Source organism: Azospirillum sp. HJ39, from assembly GCF_041507355.1.
Taxonomy (GTDB): Bacteria; Pseudomonadota; Alphaproteobacteria; order Azospirillales; family Azospirillaceae; genus Azospirillum; species Azospirillum thiophilum.
Map to the genome: position 1 here is coordinate 590,546 of NZ_CP167910.1, position 18,046 is coordinate 608,591.

Annotated in this window: 15 protein-coding genes; 9 read left to right on the forward strand and 6 right to left on the reverse strand. The window is 64.5% G+C overall.

Features of this window, described 5'->3' with window-relative positions:
• Window positions 1-19: 19 nt before the first annotated feature.
• From ABMY26_RS13195 to ABMY26_RS13205, 3 genes are all read left to right on the forward strand, one after another.
• Complete coding sequence (locus tag ABMY26_RS13195; protein ID WP_372396172.1) at window positions 20-1,546, forward strand: Vps62-related protein; 1,527 nt, start codon at window positions 20-22, stop codon at window positions 1,544-1,546.
• Between the two features lie 205 nt (window positions 1,547-1,751).
• A complete protein-coding gene (locus tag ABMY26_RS13200; protein ID WP_372396173.1) occupies window positions 1,752-2,306 on the forward strand; it encodes a hypothetical protein in 555 nt (184 codons plus the stop codon).
• 202 nt (window positions 2,307-2,508) lie between these two features.
• A complete protein-coding gene (locus ABMY26_RS13205) occupies window positions 2,509-2,679 on the forward strand; it encodes a hypothetical protein (RefSeq protein ID WP_372396174.1) in 171 nt (56 codons plus the stop codon).
• A 9-nt stretch (window positions 2,680-2,688) separates the two neighbouring features.
• Here ABMY26_RS13205 and ABMY26_RS13210 read toward each other — a convergent pair whose 3' ends face one another.
• The 3 genes from ABMY26_RS13210 to ABMY26_RS13220 form a co-directional block, all read right to left on the reverse strand.
• On the reverse strand, window positions 2,689-3,852 hold the full coding sequence (locus ABMY26_RS13210; RefSeq protein ID WP_372396175.1) for a cytochrome-c peroxidase: 1,164 nt from the start codon (window positions 3,850-3,852) through the stop codon (window positions 2,689-2,691).
• 142 nt (window positions 3,853-3,994) lie between these two features.
• A complete protein-coding gene (locus ABMY26_RS13215) occupies window positions 3,995-4,846 on the reverse strand; it encodes a uroporphyrinogen-III synthase (RefSeq protein ID WP_372396176.1) in 852 nt (283 codons plus the stop codon).
• Window positions 4,847-4,945: 99 nt separating this feature from the next.
• Window positions 4,946-5,566 (reverse strand): class I SAM-dependent methyltransferase, encoded by a 621-nt coding sequence (locus ABMY26_RS13220; protein ID WP_372396177.1) that lies wholly within the window; start codon window positions 5,564-5,566, stop codon window positions 4,946-4,948.
• Between the two features lie 315 nt (window positions 5,567-5,881).
• Here ABMY26_RS13220 and ABMY26_RS13225 point away from each other — a divergent pair, with 315 nt between their 5' ends.
• From ABMY26_RS13225 to ABMY26_RS13250, 6 genes are all read left to right on the forward strand, one after another.
• On the forward strand, window positions 5,882-7,726 hold the full coding sequence (locus ABMY26_RS13225) for an ATP-binding protein (RefSeq protein ID WP_372396178.1): 1,845 nt from the start codon (window positions 5,882-5,884) through the stop codon (window positions 7,724-7,726).
• Window positions 7,723-9,105 (forward strand): sigma-54-dependent transcriptional regulator, encoded by a 1,383-nt coding sequence (locus tag ABMY26_RS13230; protein WP_372396179.1) that lies wholly within the window; start codon window positions 7,723-7,725, stop codon window positions 9,103-9,105. The genes ABMY26_RS13225 and ABMY26_RS13230 overlap by 4 nt, the downstream gene beginning before the upstream one ends.
• A gap of 325 nt (window positions 9,106-9,430) precedes the next feature.
• Complete coding sequence (locus ABMY26_RS13235; protein ID WP_372396180.1) at window positions 9,431-10,969, forward strand: AAA family ATPase; 1,539 nt, start codon at window positions 9,431-9,433, stop codon at window positions 10,967-10,969.
• Complete coding sequence (locus ABMY26_RS13240) at window positions 10,962-11,885, forward strand: DUF4435 domain-containing protein (RefSeq protein WP_372396181.1); 924 nt, start codon at window positions 10,962-10,964, stop codon at window positions 11,883-11,885. Before ABMY26_RS13235 ends, ABMY26_RS13240 begins: the two co-directional genes overlap by 8 nt.
• A 93-nt stretch (window positions 11,886-11,978) precedes the next feature.
• A complete protein-coding gene (locus ABMY26_RS13245) occupies window positions 11,979-12,440 on the forward strand; it encodes a MerR family DNA-binding transcriptional regulator (RefSeq protein WP_372396182.1) in 462 nt (153 codons plus the stop codon).
• On the forward strand, window positions 12,425-14,050 hold the full coding sequence (locus tag ABMY26_RS13250; RefSeq protein ID WP_372396183.1) for a 3-(methylthio)propionyl-CoA ligase: 1,626 nt from the start codon (window positions 12,425-12,427) through the stop codon (window positions 14,048-14,050). Before ABMY26_RS13245 ends, ABMY26_RS13250 begins: the two co-directional genes overlap by 16 nt.
• Before the next feature lie 157 nt (window positions 14,051-14,207).
• On the opposite strand, the gene glpK is transcribed toward ABMY26_RS13250, so the two are convergent.
• From glpK to ABMY26_RS13265, 3 genes are all read right to left on the reverse strand, one after another.
• A complete protein-coding gene (glpK, locus tag ABMY26_RS13255) occupies window positions 14,208-15,701 on the reverse strand; it encodes a glycerol kinase GlpK (RefSeq protein ID WP_372396184.1) in 1,494 nt (497 codons plus the stop codon).
• A gap of 197 nt (window positions 15,702-15,898) precedes the next feature.
• Window positions 15,899-17,674, reverse strand: coding sequence for an ABC transporter substrate-binding protein (locus ABMY26_RS13260; RefSeq protein ID WP_372396185.1), 1,776 nt, complete (start codon window positions 17,672-17,674; stop codon window positions 15,899-15,901).
• 91 nt (window positions 17,675-17,765) lie between these two features.
• Window positions 17,766-18,044: a DUF2160 domain-containing protein gene (locus ABMY26_RS13265; RefSeq protein WP_372396186.1), complete on the reverse strand. Its 279-nt coding sequence runs from the start codon at window positions 18,042-18,044 to the stop codon at window positions 17,766-17,768.
• Window positions 18,045-18,046: the final 2 nt, after the last annotated feature.

The following is an 18,046-nucleotide window of genomic DNA, read 5'->3' on the forward strand; positions in this document are numbered from 1 at the left end:
CCCGTCGGAGGGTTGTGCCATGAGTGACGAAAACATCACCGTTCTTCCCGGCCTGGATCGAATTGGATATGGTTACAACGTCTTTGGAAAATACGCAGACAAGGAAAGTTGCACGGTAAATCTCTTTCAACAACCAGATCAACTTGATGGTATATTCTCTTTTAGAGGAAATGAGTACGTATATCCAAAAAATTTTATAACCGTAACTTCAATTGATAGCAGCAATGATAAGTACATATACGGAAAAAGTGTTTCCGAATACACATCAAGCCTCAACACAGAAACAGGACTCTCCGGCAATTACGGCTTCTTCTCCGCTTCTATATCCGTCGATTTCGACCGGGCAACCCGGACGAATACGAACAATTCCTTCATAACTGTCCGTTGGGTCAACAAGTTGTGGCAGATCGACCTGCCATACGACACGCTTCTTCCCGCTCTCCGTCCCCGCCTGGCGCCGCAATTCGCGAACGACCTGATGCAGATGTCTCCCGACGATCTGTTCATCACCTACGGCACCCATTATGTGGCGAGAGCGTTCATCGGTGGCCGGGCCGACGCGAATTCCGTCATTTCCAGCACGGCTTTCAGCGACACCCAGCAACTCCAGATCGCCGCCACCATGTCCTATGCAGGACTGAGAGGAAGCCTGTCCGTCAAGGACAAGACGGCCTACCAGACCCAGATCGACACCTTCAACATGAAATCCATGAGAACGTCGAGCTGCGTCGGTGGCGATTCGAGTTTGGAAGAGAATGTTCTCAACGAGCCGGACGATTTCAAGGCATGGTCCGCCACGATCCTCGACCAACCGGAATTGTGCGATTTCGATGCCAAGAGCCTGAAGGGCATCTGGACATTGTGCTCCGATCCTGCGCGCAGAACGGCCCTCGAAGCCGCCTACAGGAAGTTCACCGCGTATAGGTTACAGTACCAGATGATCAACACGCTCGAGCCCTGCGGCAACGACCAGGGCAGCGGAGCCAAGGGCAATGTCAGCTTCTTCCGGCCTCAGCCCGCCAGCCTCGTGCAGGAGGGTTACTATTGGGTCGGCCACTACGCGCAAGGCAGCTATGGCGACTTGCAGCCGAAGGCCGCGACGATGATCATCAGGCCGCACGACAACCAGCCGGGCGCCACCGCCCCGCCGACCGGATGGGTCCAGGTGTGGGGCGACCATGGCTCCGGCCGCGCCAACGACTATTCGCTGTGGGCGCCCATTCCGCCGACGGATTATCGCGCCCTGGGACATCTGGCCCGCTTCAATACCAGCAACTACGATGCCCCGTCCGGGGCCGAGGTGGATCGCTTCGTTTGCGTGCACAAATCGCTGGTGACCGAGGCCGTGGCCGGCGACCCCGTCTGGAACGACAAGGGCAGCGGTTCGGCCGCCGACGGCGCCATCTGGCGGGCCATTCCCGCCGACGCGGATGCCGGGGTCGCCAGCGGAACCTTCTACGCGACGCAGGGGTACGGCACGCCCCCGCAACCCTTGCCCACCGTCTACTGCCTGAAGACGAGCGCCGTCGACGACGTGAATGCCTGACCGGAAACCGGAGCGCGGCAATCGCCGGAGGGCCGCGCTCCGGACCGCTGCGGAACGGCCTACCGCCTTTCGCCGTTGCGCGCAAAGGGGGACCATCCGCATGGACAGTTTGCAGCGCTCCCCCGGCGTCTCACCTGACTCACCGGACCCCAGGCTGGGCAACCGGAACATCGGGCCTGCCAGCCGGCAGCGAGGTGAGCGCGCCATGCTTTTCGATTTCGAGCCGTCGGGCATCAACGACACCTACCTGCGCCTGACCCGCGGCGGCCTGTCCTGCATCGTGGCGCCGGCCGGCGCCTGGAACGGGCTGCTGCGGCTCAATTACATTGTCGCCGGGGTGGCCGGAGCCGAGCCGCACATGGTTTTCCGCTGCCTGGACGTCGGCTGGGACGACGGCCGCTTCTGCTGGAAAGGGCGGGCGGCGCCGGTGATGACCGGTTCCGCCATGGTCGACATCCTGCTGGAACGCGGGCTGGTGACCGAGGCGGAGGCGGAACGGCTGCTGTTCGGCATCAACTCGCCGGCAGCCGGCGCATCGTCCGACGAGACGCTGATGATCCGCGCGCTGCTCGGCGGCTGCAGCTTCACCCCCGTCTATGAGCCGGCGCCGCCCGGCGGCGGTCCGCCGCTGGTTACCGGCTTCGCCATGCGCACCCTGTCCGATCCCGGCGCCTATCTGCTGGAGGCGCGCGGCGGCATGCCGGTTCTGGACGGCGAGGCACGGGATGCACTGCGGCGGCAGGTCGGCGTGATCGCCTGACCGTCTCCTCCTTTCGTCGCAGAAAGGACACAGGCGCGGATGTAAAGGGGAGAAAATCGGCCATACGGCCTAGGGACTAAACCTTCGGGCGATAGAAACTGTCACGTTGCCGCGACATTCTTATTGCATCCGCTCACAGGAGCCACACCGCCGCCTATCCGTGCCCCCTGCCCCCTCTTCCGCGCGAGAAAGCCGACCAGCCATGAACGCCAGACTGTCCCATCGCTGCACCGCCTTGATCGACCGTGCCCGTGCGGCATGGCTCAGCCGACCGCTGGTCCGCCGGCTGGGCACGCGCAAGCCGGCCGGGGGCCGACTCATCACGATGGAGCTGCTGGATCTGGAGCTGTTCCGGGTCGATATCGGCGGCTGACCGCCGGTTTCACTTCAGCAGCGGTTCATAGCGCGCGTCGGTCAGCGTCTTCATGAAGGCGACCAGCGCCTTGACCCGGCGGGTGTCCAGCGCCGGCCCGGACTCCAGTTCCTTCCGCGACAGGTTCGCCGCCACCTCGGGCTGCCCCCAGGGCTTGCCGGTTTCCGGATTGACCGCCGCCTTTTCCGTCCGGTTGTTGTAATGGTCGTAGAAGCGGACGACGGTCTCCAGGTCCTTGAACACACCGTTGTGCATGTAGGGTCCGGTCACCGCGACGTTGCGCAGGGTGGGGGTCTTGAACTTGCCCTCATGGGCCGGCTTGGCTGTCGCCGGGTTGTCGTGCAGGCCGCGGTCGGCGAAGCCCGGCTTGCCCGACGCCTCGCGCAGGGCCGGGTTCGGCGGCACCCCGATGTTGTGATATTCGTAATTGGTGAAGATCTCGCCCGCCGCCGCCGGCATCGGCTTCAGCTTGTGGCACTGGTTGCAGTTGGTGAACTGGGTGGAGAAGAACAGGGTCATGCCCAGATCCTCCTCCGGCGTCATCTTGTATTCGCCGCGCAGGTAACGGTCGTATTTCGAATCGAAGGGCGAGAACAGGTCGGTCCGCTCGAAGGCGGCGATGGCGTCGCTCATCGCATCATAGGCCCGCCCGGCATCGTCCAGCACGCCGGCACCGTAGAGCGCCACGAAGGCGCGGGCATAGTCCGGATTCTCGGCCAGCCGGTCGCGCGCCTGTTCCTTGGAAGCCAGCCCCATCTCGGCCGGGTTCAGCGGCGGGCCGCCGGCCTGGTCCTTCAGCGTCGCGGCGCGGCCGTCCAGGAACTGGCCGCCGACCGGCTTGCCGTCCGACGTGATGTGGAAGGCCGGCGTCAGGGCGGCATAGCTCGCCGTCGGGGCGTTGCGGTCGCCGACCGACTTGCCGTTGTCGCCGACCGACGCCGCCCCGTCCGCCCCGTCGGTGCGCGGATCGGCGAATCCGAAGGAGGGGTTGTGGCAGTCGGCACAGGACTGGGTGCGGTTGGCCGACAGGTTGCTGTCGGAGAACAGCGCCTCCCCCAGCTTCTCCCGGGTCGACAGATCCGCCGCGAAGACGGACCCGCCGCCGGCAAGCCCGGCCGACAGGACGGCCAGCGCCAGCACGCGGCGGGAGAAGGGAAAACGGGTGACGGACATGATGACGACGCTCCTGGCAACGGCCGGCCCCGGAACGGGCATCCGGTGGCCGGCGCCAACACTGCGCGTCGAAGGTTAATCAACACTGAGAATTATTATCAATGGGAACCTGCGACAGGGCGGTGGGGCGAAAGGTCGCTCCTCAGCCCGCGCCGTCCGCCAACAGCTTGCGGATGGCGTTGACCAGCGGCTTCATGTGGAAGGTGGACTCCGGCGACACGGCGACGGTGCCGCCCGCCGCTTCCACCGCTTCGGCCACCACCGGGCCGACGGCGGCGATGCGGGTGCGGGCGAAGCCTTCGCGGAAGGCGTCGCCAAGACCGCAGGCGTCGGCCACCTCGTGCAGGCGCCGCACCTGGGGCGAGGCGGTGAAGGCGACGAAATCGATGCGCCCCTCCGCCATCTCGCGGATCGCCGCCTGGACCGCCCCGGTCTCGGAATCGTTGGCGTAACGGTAGGGGGTGACCGCCACCGGCAGGCCGCCGCGCGCCCGCACCGCGTCGAGCAGCGGTTCGTTCGGGTTGTCGGGATAGAGCTGGACGCCGACGCGGCGGCCGGCCAGATCCTCCGTCGCCAGCGCGGCGATGACGCCGTCGGTGGTCGGGGCGGGAGCCGACTTGTAGGGGGTGCAGCCGATCTCGCGCAGCGCCTTCACCGGCTTCGGGCCGCGGACGAAGACGCGGGCGCGGCCGATGGCGGCGACGGTGTCGGCCTCCCGGTCGATGGCGCGGGCCACCTTCATCAGGCGGCGCAGCCCCTCGCCGGTCAGCAGCACGATGTCGTCGAACCCCTCGCCCAGCAGCGTCTCCAGCCATTGCCGCGCCGGAGCGGGATCGTCGAGGTCGAGGATCTTCACCATCGGGCAGCGGATGGTTTCCGCCCCATGCTGCTCCATCATGCCGGCGAACAGGTCGAGATCCCGGCTCTCCGGCACCAGAATCCGCTTGCCCGCCAGATCGCCGGCCCCCAGATCGCCGCCCGCAGTGATGGCCATGTCCCGCTCCCGTGATCGCCGCCCGAATGACGATGCCCAGACTAGCAGCAGCCGGCAAGCGCGGTCACGCCTGCTATCTCTAGCCGCTATCCCTTGCCGCTATCCGCGCCGGCAATGCAGCAGGCTGAACAGGCCGAAGGGCGGCAGCGTGCGGATGCTTTCGACCGCCAGCCGCGACCCGGTCATCATCGCATCCAGCGTGAAGTCGGGGCGCCAGCCCAGCTTCTTCGACAAGGGCGACAGCCAGCCCTCCACCGCACGCCGGACACCGGGCCGGCGCGCGGCGAAATGATTGACGATGACGATGTCGCCGCCGGGTTTGCAGACGCGCTCCAACTCCGCCATCGTGCCCTGGGGATCGGGGACGACGGTCATGACATACATGGCGACCACCACGTCGAAGCTGCCGTCGGCGAAGGCCAGCTTTCCGGCGTCCATCTCCAGCAGCCCTTCGACATGGTCGAGCCGCTCGCGCGCCACCCGCTCCTGCGCCACCTTCAGCATGTCGGTGGACAGATCGATGCCGACGACGCGGTTGTCCTTGCGGTAGTCCGACAGCGACAGGCCGGTGCCGACGCCGACCTCCAGGATGCGCAGGCCGCCGCGGCGGTTCAGCCACTCAACCGCCGCGTGGCGGCCCGAGGCCAGCAGCACGCCGAACACCCGGTCGTAAAAGCCCGCATAGCGCCGGTAGGCGGCGCGAATGGATTCGGCATCCATGAAACTGTCTCCCCTTCTCAAGCCGCCCGATCCGGCCAATCCCCAAAGGTCGAGGCCGGGCTTTCGGCCGCGCACCATAGCCGTCTTTCGGCCTCCATGAAAGTGATGCGAACAACAGATGCCCGGCATTTTCATCACGTGGACCGGCCATTCATTTGGAGCCCCCAGCCATTGCTCATCGACTTGCCGTCGATACGGCCCGATTTTCATTGATTGAACGTCCATTTAAAATAAACAGCTCCACCTCGATTTCATCGGGATCCGATGGCCAAAAGGCGCTGGACAGCGCCGCCCCGGCGGCTCCATAGACAGGCGATGGCCGACACAGCTTCCTCCCGCCCGCTGCGGCGCCGCCGGGTGGCGTTCATCGCCGCATCGCTGGCCGCCCTGCTGGCCGCCGTCACCGCGCTGGCCTGCTGGGGAGCCTATCGCTGGGCGGAGGCGGAGGCGCGGACGGCGCTGACCCTGAACGGCGACCAGCGGCTCGGGCTCTATGCCAGCAGCATCCGCAACGCGGTCGGCCGCTACGACTATCTGCCCTTCCTGGTCGCCCGCGACCACGAGATGCTCGATCTGCTGGAGGCGCCGTCCGACGCCCGGCGCGACGCGGCCAACCGGCGGCTGGAGACGGCGAACGCCGCGGCGGGCTCGGCGGCGCTCTATGTGGTCGACCGCAAGGGGCTGGCGCTGGCGGCGAGCAACTGGGCCGACCCGGCGCAGAGCTTCGTCGGCCAGACCTACGATTTCCGCCCCTATTTCCGGCAGGCGGTGGAGGGCGGCAGCGGCCGCTATTTCGGCATCGGCGTCACCACCGGCCTGCCCGGCTATTTCCTGTCGCACGCGGTGCGGCTGGGGGAAAGGCTGATCGGCGTCGCCGTGGTCAAGATCGACCTGGAATCGCTCCAGCGCGACTGGGCGGCCGGCGGCGAGCGGGTGCTGGTGACCGACGAGAACGGCATCGTCTTCCTGTCCAGCCATGCCGATTGGAAATACCGCGCGCTCCGCCCGCTGCCCGACGCGGTGAAGGCGCGGCTGGCGCAGACCCGCCAGTACGACCGCAGCGAGCTGGTCCCGCTGGGGCTGCATGACGGCCCGGTGATGGAGACCGGCGCCCGGCTGGTCAACCTGCCCGTCGTCGGCCTGCCCGGCCCTGCGCATGCGTCCGCCGCCCCAGCGCCGGCCCGCCGCGCCTACCTGATGCAGGAGCTGGCGCTGCCGGAATTCGGCTGGACCATCCGCCTGCTGTCCGACCTGGAGCCGGTGCGGGCCGAGGCGGCGGGGGCGGCGGTGCTGACCGGCATGGGCATCCTGCTGCTGGCGGCGGCGGCGGGGCTGGGCTGGCAGCGGCGGCAGACCCTGCGGCTCCAGCGCGAGGCGCGGACGATGCTGGAACGCCGGGTGGAGGAACGCACGGCCGAACTGCTCACCGCCAACCGCGTGCTGCGCGAGGCGCAGGAGGAGCTGGTGCAGGCCGGCAAGCTGGCGGCGCTCGGCCAGATGTCGGCGGCGCTGGCACACGAGATCAACCAGCCGCTGGCCGCCATCCGCACCTTCGTCGCCTCCACCCGCCTGCTGGCCGAGCGCGGGGAGACGGCGACGGTCCGCGACAACCTCGCGATGATCGGCGATCTGGCCGAACGGATGGCGCAGCTGTCCGGCCACCTCAAGGAGTTCGCCCGCAAGGGGCCGGCGCGGGTGCAGGCGGTGCCGGTCGCCCGCGCCATGGACCGCGCGCTGGCCCTGCTCGCCCCCCGGCTGCGCGAGGAGGAGGTGCGGGTCGAACAGGCGATCCCGCCCGACGCGCTGGTCCGCGGCGACGCCGTGCGGCTGGAACAGGTCTTCGTCAACCTGCTGCGCAACGCCGCGGACGCCATGGACCTGTGCGACGACCGCCGCCTGACCCTGACCGCCGCCCGCAACGGCGAGGGCTGGGAGATCCGCATCGGCGACACCGGCACCGGCATCGCCGAGGCGCACCGGCTCCGGCTGTTCGACCCCTTCTTCACCACCAAGGAGGTCGGTCAAGGGCTCGGCCTCGGCCTGTCGCTGTCCTATGGCATCGTGCGGGATTTCGGCGGCACGCTGAGGGCGGAGAACAACCCCGACGGTGGCGCCTGCTTCGTCGTCCAGCTGCCCGACGCGAAAGGAGGACCGGAATGAAGACCGCCCCCGATGCCACCCCCGTGCTGTTCGTCGACGACGAGCCGGCGATGCGCGTCTCGGTCACGCAGTGGCTGCAGCTGGCCGGATTCGCTGCGCAGGGCTTCGAGACGCCGCAGCCGGCGCTGGAGCTGCTGGCGCCGGACTTCCCCGGCGTGCTGGTCTCCGACCTCAGGATGCCGCGGATGGACGGCATGGCGGTGCTGGAACGGGCGCTGGAGCGGGACGCCGACCTGCCGGTGATCCTCGTCACAGGCCATGGCGACGTGGCGCTGGCGGTGGAGGCGATGCGGCGCGGCGCCTACGACTTCATCGAGAAGCCGTTCGAGCCCGACCATCTGGTCGCCGTCCTCCGCCGGGCGGCGGAGAAGCGGCGGCTGGTGCTGGAGAATCGCGGCCTGCGCCGGCGGGCGGCAGGCGGCGGGATCGAGGCGCGGCTGATCGGCACCTCGCCCGCCATCGCCGAGTTGCGGCGCGAGTTGCTCGACCTCGCCGCCACCAGCGCCAGCGTGCTGATCCATGGCGAGACCGGCAGCGGCAAGGAGCTGGTCGCCCGCTGCCTGCATGATTTCGGCCCCCGGGGGGAGAAGGGCGCCTTCGTCGCCGTCAATTGCGGCGCCATCCCCGACAGCATGGCCGAGAGCGAGCTGTTCGGGCACGAGCCCGGCGCCTTCACCGGCGCCACCCAGCGCCGCGCCGGCAAGCTGGAGCATTCCAGCGGCGGCACCCTGTTCCTCGACGAGATCGAGAGCATGCCGCTGTCGCTTCAGGTCAAGATGCTGCGCGCATTGCAGGAGCGCAGCATCGAGCGGCTGGGCTCCAACAAGCCGGTCGCGCTGGACCTGCGGCTGGTCGCCGCGACCAAGACCGACCTGCTCGACCTCAGCGAGGGGGGGCGCTTCCGCGCCGACCTCTATTACCGGCTGAACGTGGCGGAGCTGCACATCCCGCCGCTGCGCGCCCGGGCGGAGGACATCCCGCTGCTGTTCGACTATTTCGCCGCCGGGTTCGCCACCAGCCACGGCCGCGAACCGCGCCCGCTGGACCCGGCCGACACCGACGCACTGCTGGCCCACGACTGGCCCGGCAATGTGCGCGAGCTGCGCAATCTGGCCGAACGCCACGTCCTGTCGGTCGGGCGCGGCGGGGTGGCCGGGCTGCTGCGCCGCCGCGCCGTCGGCGGCGAGGCGGCGGCGGTGCCGCGTGCGCTGTCCGATCAGGTCGACGCCTTCGAAAAGCGCGTGATCGAACAGGCGCTGGAGCGCTGCAAGGGCGACATCAAGGCGGTGATCGACCTGCTCGACGTCCCGCGCCGGACCCTGAACGAGAAGATGGCCCGCCACGGGCTGGACCGGACGCGCTACCTGCCGCGGGGGTGAGGGGCGCAATCGCCCCCGTCACCCTAACGAACAGTCGGCGGAAGGCACCGGCCGCCGCAGCGTTTCATGCACAATCCCTGCCATGGGCGCGCAGGATGGCACCCATAGACTGGGAGCCATCGAGGACTGATAAACCGGCTGAGGATACCATTAAAGCTGATAAATAATTAGCCCACACCACGTTCACAACACACCGCGGAGTTGCCGAGAGACAATATCATACATTATATGTGTTATCTGCTTGGGCGCCCTATAGCGGCAGGGGATTATCTGCAAGAGCTTCGTTGGTTTAGCGGTTAGCATGCAACATGTGACGGAGAATAAAATGAACAAAGATGAAAAATTGAGCCCTGAATCAATCCGAGGCTCCCGCGCATCGCTGATAGAAAGCTTTGGAGTCTATGGTCTTTATGGGTATCGCTCAATCACTTTAGATTCTGCATATGCTGCCACTGTGCTTATCGCTCGGAACGGCACAGGCAAAACTACCCTTCTTGGTGTTTTAGATGCGTTTTTACGTCTTCAGTTCTCACGATTGCGGAATCTTGAATTCTCAGAAATTCGATGCAAGATTCGGAACCACGATCAGGAACTAGTCTTAAAACATGAAGATGTAATTGAATTTCTTCAAGTTCCAAGTGACGGAGAATTTCAAAAGATTACCAGCAGGGCCAATATTGTTCCCGCCAAGCTGTTTTCATTTTTGACGGAGGAAATGAGTCCAAGGCCTCAAAAGTCATATTCATACGGAAATTCCGAGGTGTTTGATGCAATTTGGAATTCTGTAAATTACAATTTCTCCGAGGCCCGATCAATTTGCGACAAGCTGCGGCAAGAACTTTATCGCAGGCACCCAAACGTTGAATTAATTTGGAATGTAATTACGTCAGCGCTGGACGGCCATGAAATTGTTTATCTTCCTACATACCGGCGTATCGAACTTGCCTTGACGGATGAAGAAACTCCCACACATCGAAAGAACCGAAAGCCGATATTTAACCTCGCGTCTGGGAGTCTTTATACAGGCGATATACAGTTTGGCCTTTCAGACATTTCAGAACGACTGAGCGAACTTAACCATCAGATTATCCTCGAGTCAAACAACGGATACCGTAGCATTAGCGCAAATATCATCAATGATCTGATCGATGGCTCGTTCGATAGTCAAGAAGAAGTCGCTCAAGATCTTCCAACAGAAGATGAGTTGAAGCTATTCTTTGAGCGCCTCGAACAAGGCAGGCGTATGGGCCCCTACCCTCCGGTATCCATTCCCAATATAGGGAAAATTTACTCGGAGAATTCTGCTTCAGAATCGTCAAGCAAGTTTCTTAAATATTTTCTAGGGCAGCTCTCGACAGTGATTGCCACATCTAAAGCATTAGAGGCACCAGTAGATGGATTCGTTGAGAACTGCAATAAGTATCTTCTATCTCCTGAGCCAAGCACACAGCGCAATAATTCCATAGCATCCATGGGAGTTGCAGGTAAGAAGCTTCAATTAAACCGCCGTGACCTAAGAGTCTACGTGACTAGCGTTCCAGGTGGGAGAAAGATTTCACTTGATGCGCTATCATCAGGAGAAAAGCAAATGATCTCCTTGTTTGCAAGGTTATATCTATATCCTAACAAGAAGATCGTTCTCATCGATGAACCAGAACTCTCTCTATCTATTGATTGGCAGAGGCAAATCCTTGTAGACGTTTTAAACTCTCCCTCTTGCGAACAAGTCATCGCTATAACTCATTCTCCATTCATATTCGATAACGACTTAGATCCATTTGCAAAGTCGTTGAAAGTCCGGGAAGAGAGTTCAAACCTGAATAATGAGTCTGCATTGAATGATGAGGATCACTTAGATGTCTAACTCAGAATGCGGGGAAATTGATGTTGAAGTTGATCGCGTTCGAAAATCGCGAGGAACTTCTGCGGAATTAAAGCTTCAACTTGCCAATCTCCGCTCCACACTGCCAGATATCGCGATATTCGTGTTTGAGGGTGACGATGATAAAGCAGTGTATTCTCAATGGATAAGGCGAATAAGAGAGGAGATGAAGTATGAGATATTTGTTTGCGGTGGGAAGAAACAGATCAGGAATATGAAGATTATATTGTCGAGGGATTTAGGAGGACTGAAAAACAACGTACACTTCTTTGTTGACAGGGATTACGATGATTTAGAAGCTTTCCCAAACAATGAGAATGTCTATATGACAGATCAATACTCTATAGAGAATTACCTCGTTTCAGAGAGTGTATTGGAAGAGATATTAAAGGTCGAATTTCCTTTTAACGGAAAGCCGGAGCTTCGCTTTGCGATCCTCAAGCTTTTTCACAACTCTTATGGAGACTTCTTGAGGGAGACAAAAGAGGTAAATCGGCGAATTTTCTATGCGCGCAGATTAGGCATAGAACTTCCAGATCGAATTCCAGTTAGGGTGGGCCACTTAGCGAAGATAACCTTCTCCTCATGCGAACCATCGGGCAGATCATCTACTGAACTGATCCCATTTGATATGGACACGAACGAACAGGTCATTTCTGCGTTAAATGATATCTTCGATAAATTGGATGGAGCCAAACGATACAGAGGGAAATTTGCAATGCTCTTTTTCAAACGCTGGCTTGAGATTTTGGTGTCGGAATACAACACCAATTCCACCGGCTTATTTTCCGAAATCTCTAGTGAAATGCGACCGAGGTCTAATGAATTTACTCTTGGAAACTTCGCCTCGAAATCTTCTATCCCGCCTGAGTTCCACGACTTGATTGCCACATTTTAAGCCAATGAAGCAGTAGGTAAAGCGCGCATTAGCTCATTGACGTTGACTTCCCCCTGCGCCCGTGGCGAAATTCGCTGGCGCAGGGGATTGTCCATGTCCGAACGGGATCGGGTTTACGGCGTGACTGAATTGGCGGCGGAGTTCGATCTCACGCCGCAGGCGTTGCGTTTTTACGAGGAAAAAGGGTTGCTGACGCCGCAGCGGGCGGGGGGACGCCGTGTCTTCACCTACCGCGACCGCGCGCGGCTGATCCTGATCCTGAAATTCCGGCGGGTGGGATTCTCGCTGGAGCAGATCGCCGACTATCTCGCGCACTACCGCTCGGGCCAGCCCAGTGCCGGGCAGTATCGCGACGGGCTGCGGAAGATCCGCGCCCGGCTGGCCGAGCTTGAACGGATGCAGTCGGAAATCGCCGAGGTGATCGTCGAGCTGAAGGCGATGGAGGCCGACGCCGAGCGGCGGCTCGCCGGCTGCGCGCCTGACGAAGACCCGGTGCAGACGATTACCAAACAGCAGACAAATGAACCGGGAGTGAAACGATGCTGCGTGGAATGATGATGAACGAGCAGCTGCTGGTGACGTCGATCCTGCGTCACGCCGCGCTCTACCACGCCGACACCGAGATCGTGTCGCGCACCACCGAGGGGCCGATCCACCGCTACAGCTATGCCGGCGCCTGGGTCCGCGCGCAGAAGCTGGCCAACGCGCTGGCGGCGCTGGGGATGACGCCGGGCGACCGCATCGGCACGCTGGCCTGGAACGGCTTCCGCCATCTGGAATGCTATTACGGCATCGGCGGCTCGGGCATGGTCTGCCACACCATCAACCCGCGCCTGTTCCCCGAACAGATCGCCTACATCGTCAACCACGCCGAAGACCGGCTGCTGTTCACCGACCTGACCTTCGTCCCGCTGCTGGAGGGCATCGCCCACGAGCTGACCGGGCTGAAGGGCATCGTCGTGATGACCGACGCGGCCAACATGCCGAATTCCAGCCTGCCCAACCTGCTGTGCTACGAGGATCTGCTGGCCGGCCAGCCCGATGCTTTCGACTGGCCGCTGCTCGACGAGAACAGCGCCTGCGGCATGTGCTACACCTCGGGCACCACCGGCAACCCGAAGGGCGTGCTCTACAGCCACCGCTCCGCCTATCTGCATGCCATGGCCGCCTGCATGCCCGACGTGTTCGGCCTGTCGGCGTCGGACGTGGTGCTGCCGGTGGTGCCGATGTTCCACGTCAATGCCTGGGGCACGCCCTATGCGGCACCGCTGGCCGGCGCCAAGCTGGTCTTCCCCGGCGGCAAGCTGGACGGCGCCAGCCTCTACGAGCTGTTCGAGGCGGAGAAGGTCACCAACACCGCCGGCGTGCCGACCGTCTGGCTGGCCCTGCTGAACTGGCTCGACGCCAACAAGAAGGCGCTGACGACGATGCGCCGCATCGCCATCGGCGGTTCCGCCTGCCCGCCGGTGATGATCCAGCGCTTCCAGGAGATGGGGGTTGAGGTCCTGCATGCCTGGGGCATGACGGAAACCAGCCCGCTCGGCCTCGCCAACAGGCCGAAGGCCAAGCATGCCGGGCTGGATGCCGACGCCGCGCTGGCGCTCGCCTCCAAGCAGGGGCGGCCGATCTGCGGCGTGCAGTTCCGCGTGGTCGACGGCTCCGGCGCCGACGTGGCCCGCGACGGCACCAGCTTCGGCCGGCTGCTGGTGCGCGGCCCCACCGTCTGCTCGGGTTATTTCGGCGTGGTGGACAGCCCGGCGCACCAGACGGTTCCGGGCTGGTTCGAGACCGGCGACGTGGTGACGATGGACGCCGACGGCTATGTCCAGATCGTCGACCGCACCAAGGACGTCATCAAGTCGGGCGGCGAGTGGATCAGCTCCATCGACCTGGAGAACATCGCCGTCGGCCACCCGGCCGTCCAGGAGGCCGCCGCCGTCGCCGTGCCCGACGAGAAATGGGGCGAGCGCCCGGTGCTGGTCGTCGTCCGCAAACCCGGTGCCGAACTGACGCGCGAGGAACTGCTGGCGGTCTTCGAGGGCAAGGTCGCCAAATGGTGCATCCCCGACGACGTGCGCTTCGTCGACGCCCTGCCCCATACCGCGACCGGCAAGCTGCTGAAGAGCGAGATCCGCCACATGCTGGCCGACCCGGCGGAGGGGTGAGCGCAGGTCGCCGATCAGGTCGAGGCGGAGGTTGCCCCCTCCCTAACCCTCCCCCGCTCCCGCGGGAGAGGGGACTGCCGCCGCTTCGCAGAAGGCACCCTCTCCCTCGAAGAGGGGGAGGGCCGGGGAGGGGGCAGGCCGCGTCAGCCCGAAAGACTCAGCGCGGCGACCGCACCCGCGCCACGGCGTCGCGCCAGCCCTCATAGAGCCGGTCGCGCCGGCCCTGCTCCATGCGCGGCTCGAAGCGGCGCTCGCTGCCCCAGGCGTCGGACACCGCGCCCAGCCCGTCGAACACGCCGACCCGCAGGGCCGCGAGGCTGGCGGCGCCCAGCGCCGTGGTCTCGATCACCTTCGGGCGTTCGACCGGCATCGCCAGCAGGTCGGCCAGGAACTGGCACAGCCAGTCGTTGGCGGCCATGCCGCCGTCGACGCGCAGCGCGTTGATGGTGCCGCCCCAATCGCCGCCCATCGCCTCCATCAGGTCGCGGGTCTGGTAGGCCACCGCCTCCAGCGCGGCGCGGGCGATATGGGCGGGGCCGACGTCCAGCGTCATGCCGAAGATCGCGGCGCGGGCGTCCGAATCCCAGTGCGGCGCGCCCAGGCCCACGAAGGCCGGGACGAAATAGACGCCGTGGCTGTCGGGCACGCGGGTCGCCATGTCGTCGGTCTGGCTGGCGTGGGTGATGATGCCGATGCCGTCGCGCAGCCATTTGATCGCCGCACCGGCCACGAAGATCGAGCCTTCCTGCGCATAGGCTGTCTTGCCGTTCAGACGGTAAGCGACGGTGGTCAGCAGCCGGTTCTTCGACACCACCGGCGTCTCTCCGGTGTTGATCAGCGCGAAGCAGCCGGTGCCGTAGGTCGATTTCGCCATGCCCGGCGTCAGGCAGGCCTGCCCGAAGGCCGCCGCCTGCTGGTCGCCCGCCACCCCGGCGATGGGGATCGGCCGGCCGAGCAGGTCGGGTTCGGTGGCGCCGAAATCGTCGGAACTGTCCAGCACCCGCGGCAGCATGGCGCGCGGCACGCGGAACAGCGCCAGCAGCTCGTCGTCCCAGTCCTGGACATGGATGTCGAACAGCATGGTGCGCGAGGCGTTGGTGGCGTCGGTCGCATGCACCCGGCGGCCGGTGAGATGGTAGATCAGGAAACTGTCGATGGTGCCGAAGCACAGCTCGCCCCGCTCGGCCCGCGCGCGGGCACCCGGCACATGGTCGAGGATCCAGGCGATCTTGGTGGCGGAGAAATAGGCGTCGATCAGCAGGCCGGTCTTCGCGCGCACCGTCTCGGCATGGCCGGACGCCACCAGATCGTGGCAGAGCGCGGCGGTGCGGCGGTCCTGCCAGACGATGGCGCGGTGGATCGGCTCGCCGGTGGCGCGGTCCCACACCACCGCGGTCTCGCGCTGGTTGGTGATCCCGATGGCGGCGATGGCGGCGGCATCGATCCCGGCCTTCTCGACCGCCTCGCGCGCCACGGTGCGGACGTCGCGCAGGATGTCGGCCGGGTCATGCTCGACCCAGCCGTCGCCGGGGTAATGCTGCGGAAACTCGCGGCGCGCCTCGGCCAGCGGCCGCCCCCGGCCGTCGAACAGGATCGCCCGCGACGAGGTGGTGCCCTGGTCGATGGCGAGGATATGGCCGGCCTTGCTCATGCTGCGTGTCCCCCGTGATTTCGCGCTTGTCATACCCTCTCCCGCCCCGGGAGAGGGAGGGACCCGCCGCAGGCGGGAGGGTGAGGGGGCTCCGCACATGGATTCCGATCCTTGCCTTCCCCCTCACCCTTCCCATGCTGCGCATGGGCCCCTTCCCTCTCCCGGGACGGGAGAGGGATACCCCAATCAGCTGTGCGTTACTGCGCCCGGCCTTCCTTCCAGGCCTTCAGCAGGTCGTCATAGGCGATGGTCTGGCCCTTGGGCTTCTCGTTGTCGAGCTTGGCCTTCGGGGCGCCGGGGGCGGCGAACCACTCCTTGGCGTCCTTCTTCGGGTTCAGCTTGGGCGCGCAGTCGCCGCCGATGTTGGCGCGCTCCATGCGGGCCATCACCTGCTCCATCTGCTCGGCGAGATTGTCCATCGCCTGCTGCGGGGTGCGCTCGCCGGTGACGGCCTCGGCGATGTTCTGCCACCACAGCGGGGCCAGCTTCGGGTAGTCCGGCACGTTGGTGCCGGTCGGCGACCACGCCACGCGGGCCGGGCTGCGGTAGAACTCGACCAGGCCGCCGAGCTTGGGCGCCGCCGCCGTCATCGGCTCCGACTTGATGTCGCTCTCGCGGATCGGGGTCAGGCCGACCAGCGTCTTCTTCAGCGACGCGGTCTTCGACACGGTGAACTGGGCGTAGAGCCACGCCGCCTTGCGACGCTCGGCCGGCGTGGATTTCAGCAGGGTCCAGGATCCGACATCCTGGTAGCCGAGCTTCATGCCCTGCTCCCAGTAGGGACCGTGCGGCGACGGGGCCATGCGCCACTTCGGCGTGCCGTCGGCGTTGACCACCGGCAGGCCGGGCTTGGTCATGTCGGCGGTGAAGGCGGTGTACCAGAAGATCTGCTGCGCGACCGCACCTTGCGCCGGCACCGGGCCGGATTCGGAGAAGGTCATGCCGGCGGCTTCCGGCGGGGCGTATTTCTTCAGCCAGTCGATGTACTTGACCAGCGAATAGACCGCCGCCGGGCCGTTGGTGTCGCCGCCGCGCGCGACGGACGCGCCGGCCGGGCGGCAGCCCTCGACGCGGATGCCCCATTCGTCGACCGGCTTGCCGTTGGGCAGGCCCTTGTCGCCGGCGCCGGCCATCGACAGCCACGCGTCGGTGAAGCGCCAGCCAAGCGACGGATCCTTCTTGCCGTAATCCATGTGGCCGTAGACGCGGACGCCGTCGATCTCCTTCACGTCGTTGGTGAAGAATTCGGCGATGTCCTCATAGGCCGACCAGTCGAGCGGCACGCCGAGATCGTAGCCGTACTTGGCCTTGAACTTCTCCTTCAGGTCCGGGCGGGCGAACCAGTCGGCGCGGAACCAGTAGAGATTGGCGAACTGCTGGTCGGGCAGCTGGTAGAGCTTGCCGTCCGGGCCGGTGGTGAAGCTGGTGCCGATGAAGTCCTTGACGTCCAGCGTCGGCAGGGTGACGTCCTTGCCCTCGCCGCCCATGAAGTCGGACAGCGCGACCGCCTGCCCGTAGCGGACATGGGTGCCGATCAGGTCGCTGTCGTTGACATAGGCATCGTAGACGTTGCGGCCCGACTGCATCTGGGTCTGCAGCTTCTCGATGACGTCGCCTTCCTGGATCAGGTCGTGCTTGAGCTTGATGCCCGTCAGCTCGCTGAACAGCTTGGCCAGCGTCTTCGATTCATATTCGTGCGTGGTCAGCGTTTCGGAGACGACGTTGATCTCCATGCCCTTGAAGGGCTCGGCCGCCTTGACGAACCATTCCAGCTCCTTCATCTGCTCGTCCTTGGACAGCGTGGAGGGCTGGAGCTCCTCGACGATGCGCTTGGCGACGGCCTCCTGTTCGGGGGTCAGCGCGGCGGCGGGCGCAGCCGAGGCCATCGCCAGCAGGACGCCGATGCCGCCGGCCATCACGGCGCCGGTCAGGCGGCTGCGCAAGGGGCGATGCAGAGACGTGTTCTTGAGCATGATTCCTCCCATTTGATCGTCCTGGTTTCAGGTTTGACGTTTCGTATGACCAGACTTGCGGAAAACAGACCCGCTTTTCCCGTCCCCCTTCTCAGCCGAAGCGGATGACGGCCGCGACCCACAGCAGCGAGACCGCGGAGGCGCCCCACAGCGACAGGTCGGTCGCGGCGAGCCAGCCCAGATGAAGGAAGGCGCTGCCGAGCAGGCCGATGAACAGGCGGTCGCCGCGGGTGGTGCGCATCGGCAGGAAGCCCTTGGCCTCCACCGTCGGCGAGACCAGCTCCCACACCGTCATGCCGGCCAGCATCAGGGCGATGCAGACGAAGAAGAGTGCGGTCGGCGCGGTCCACGCCATCCAGTCCAGATCCATGA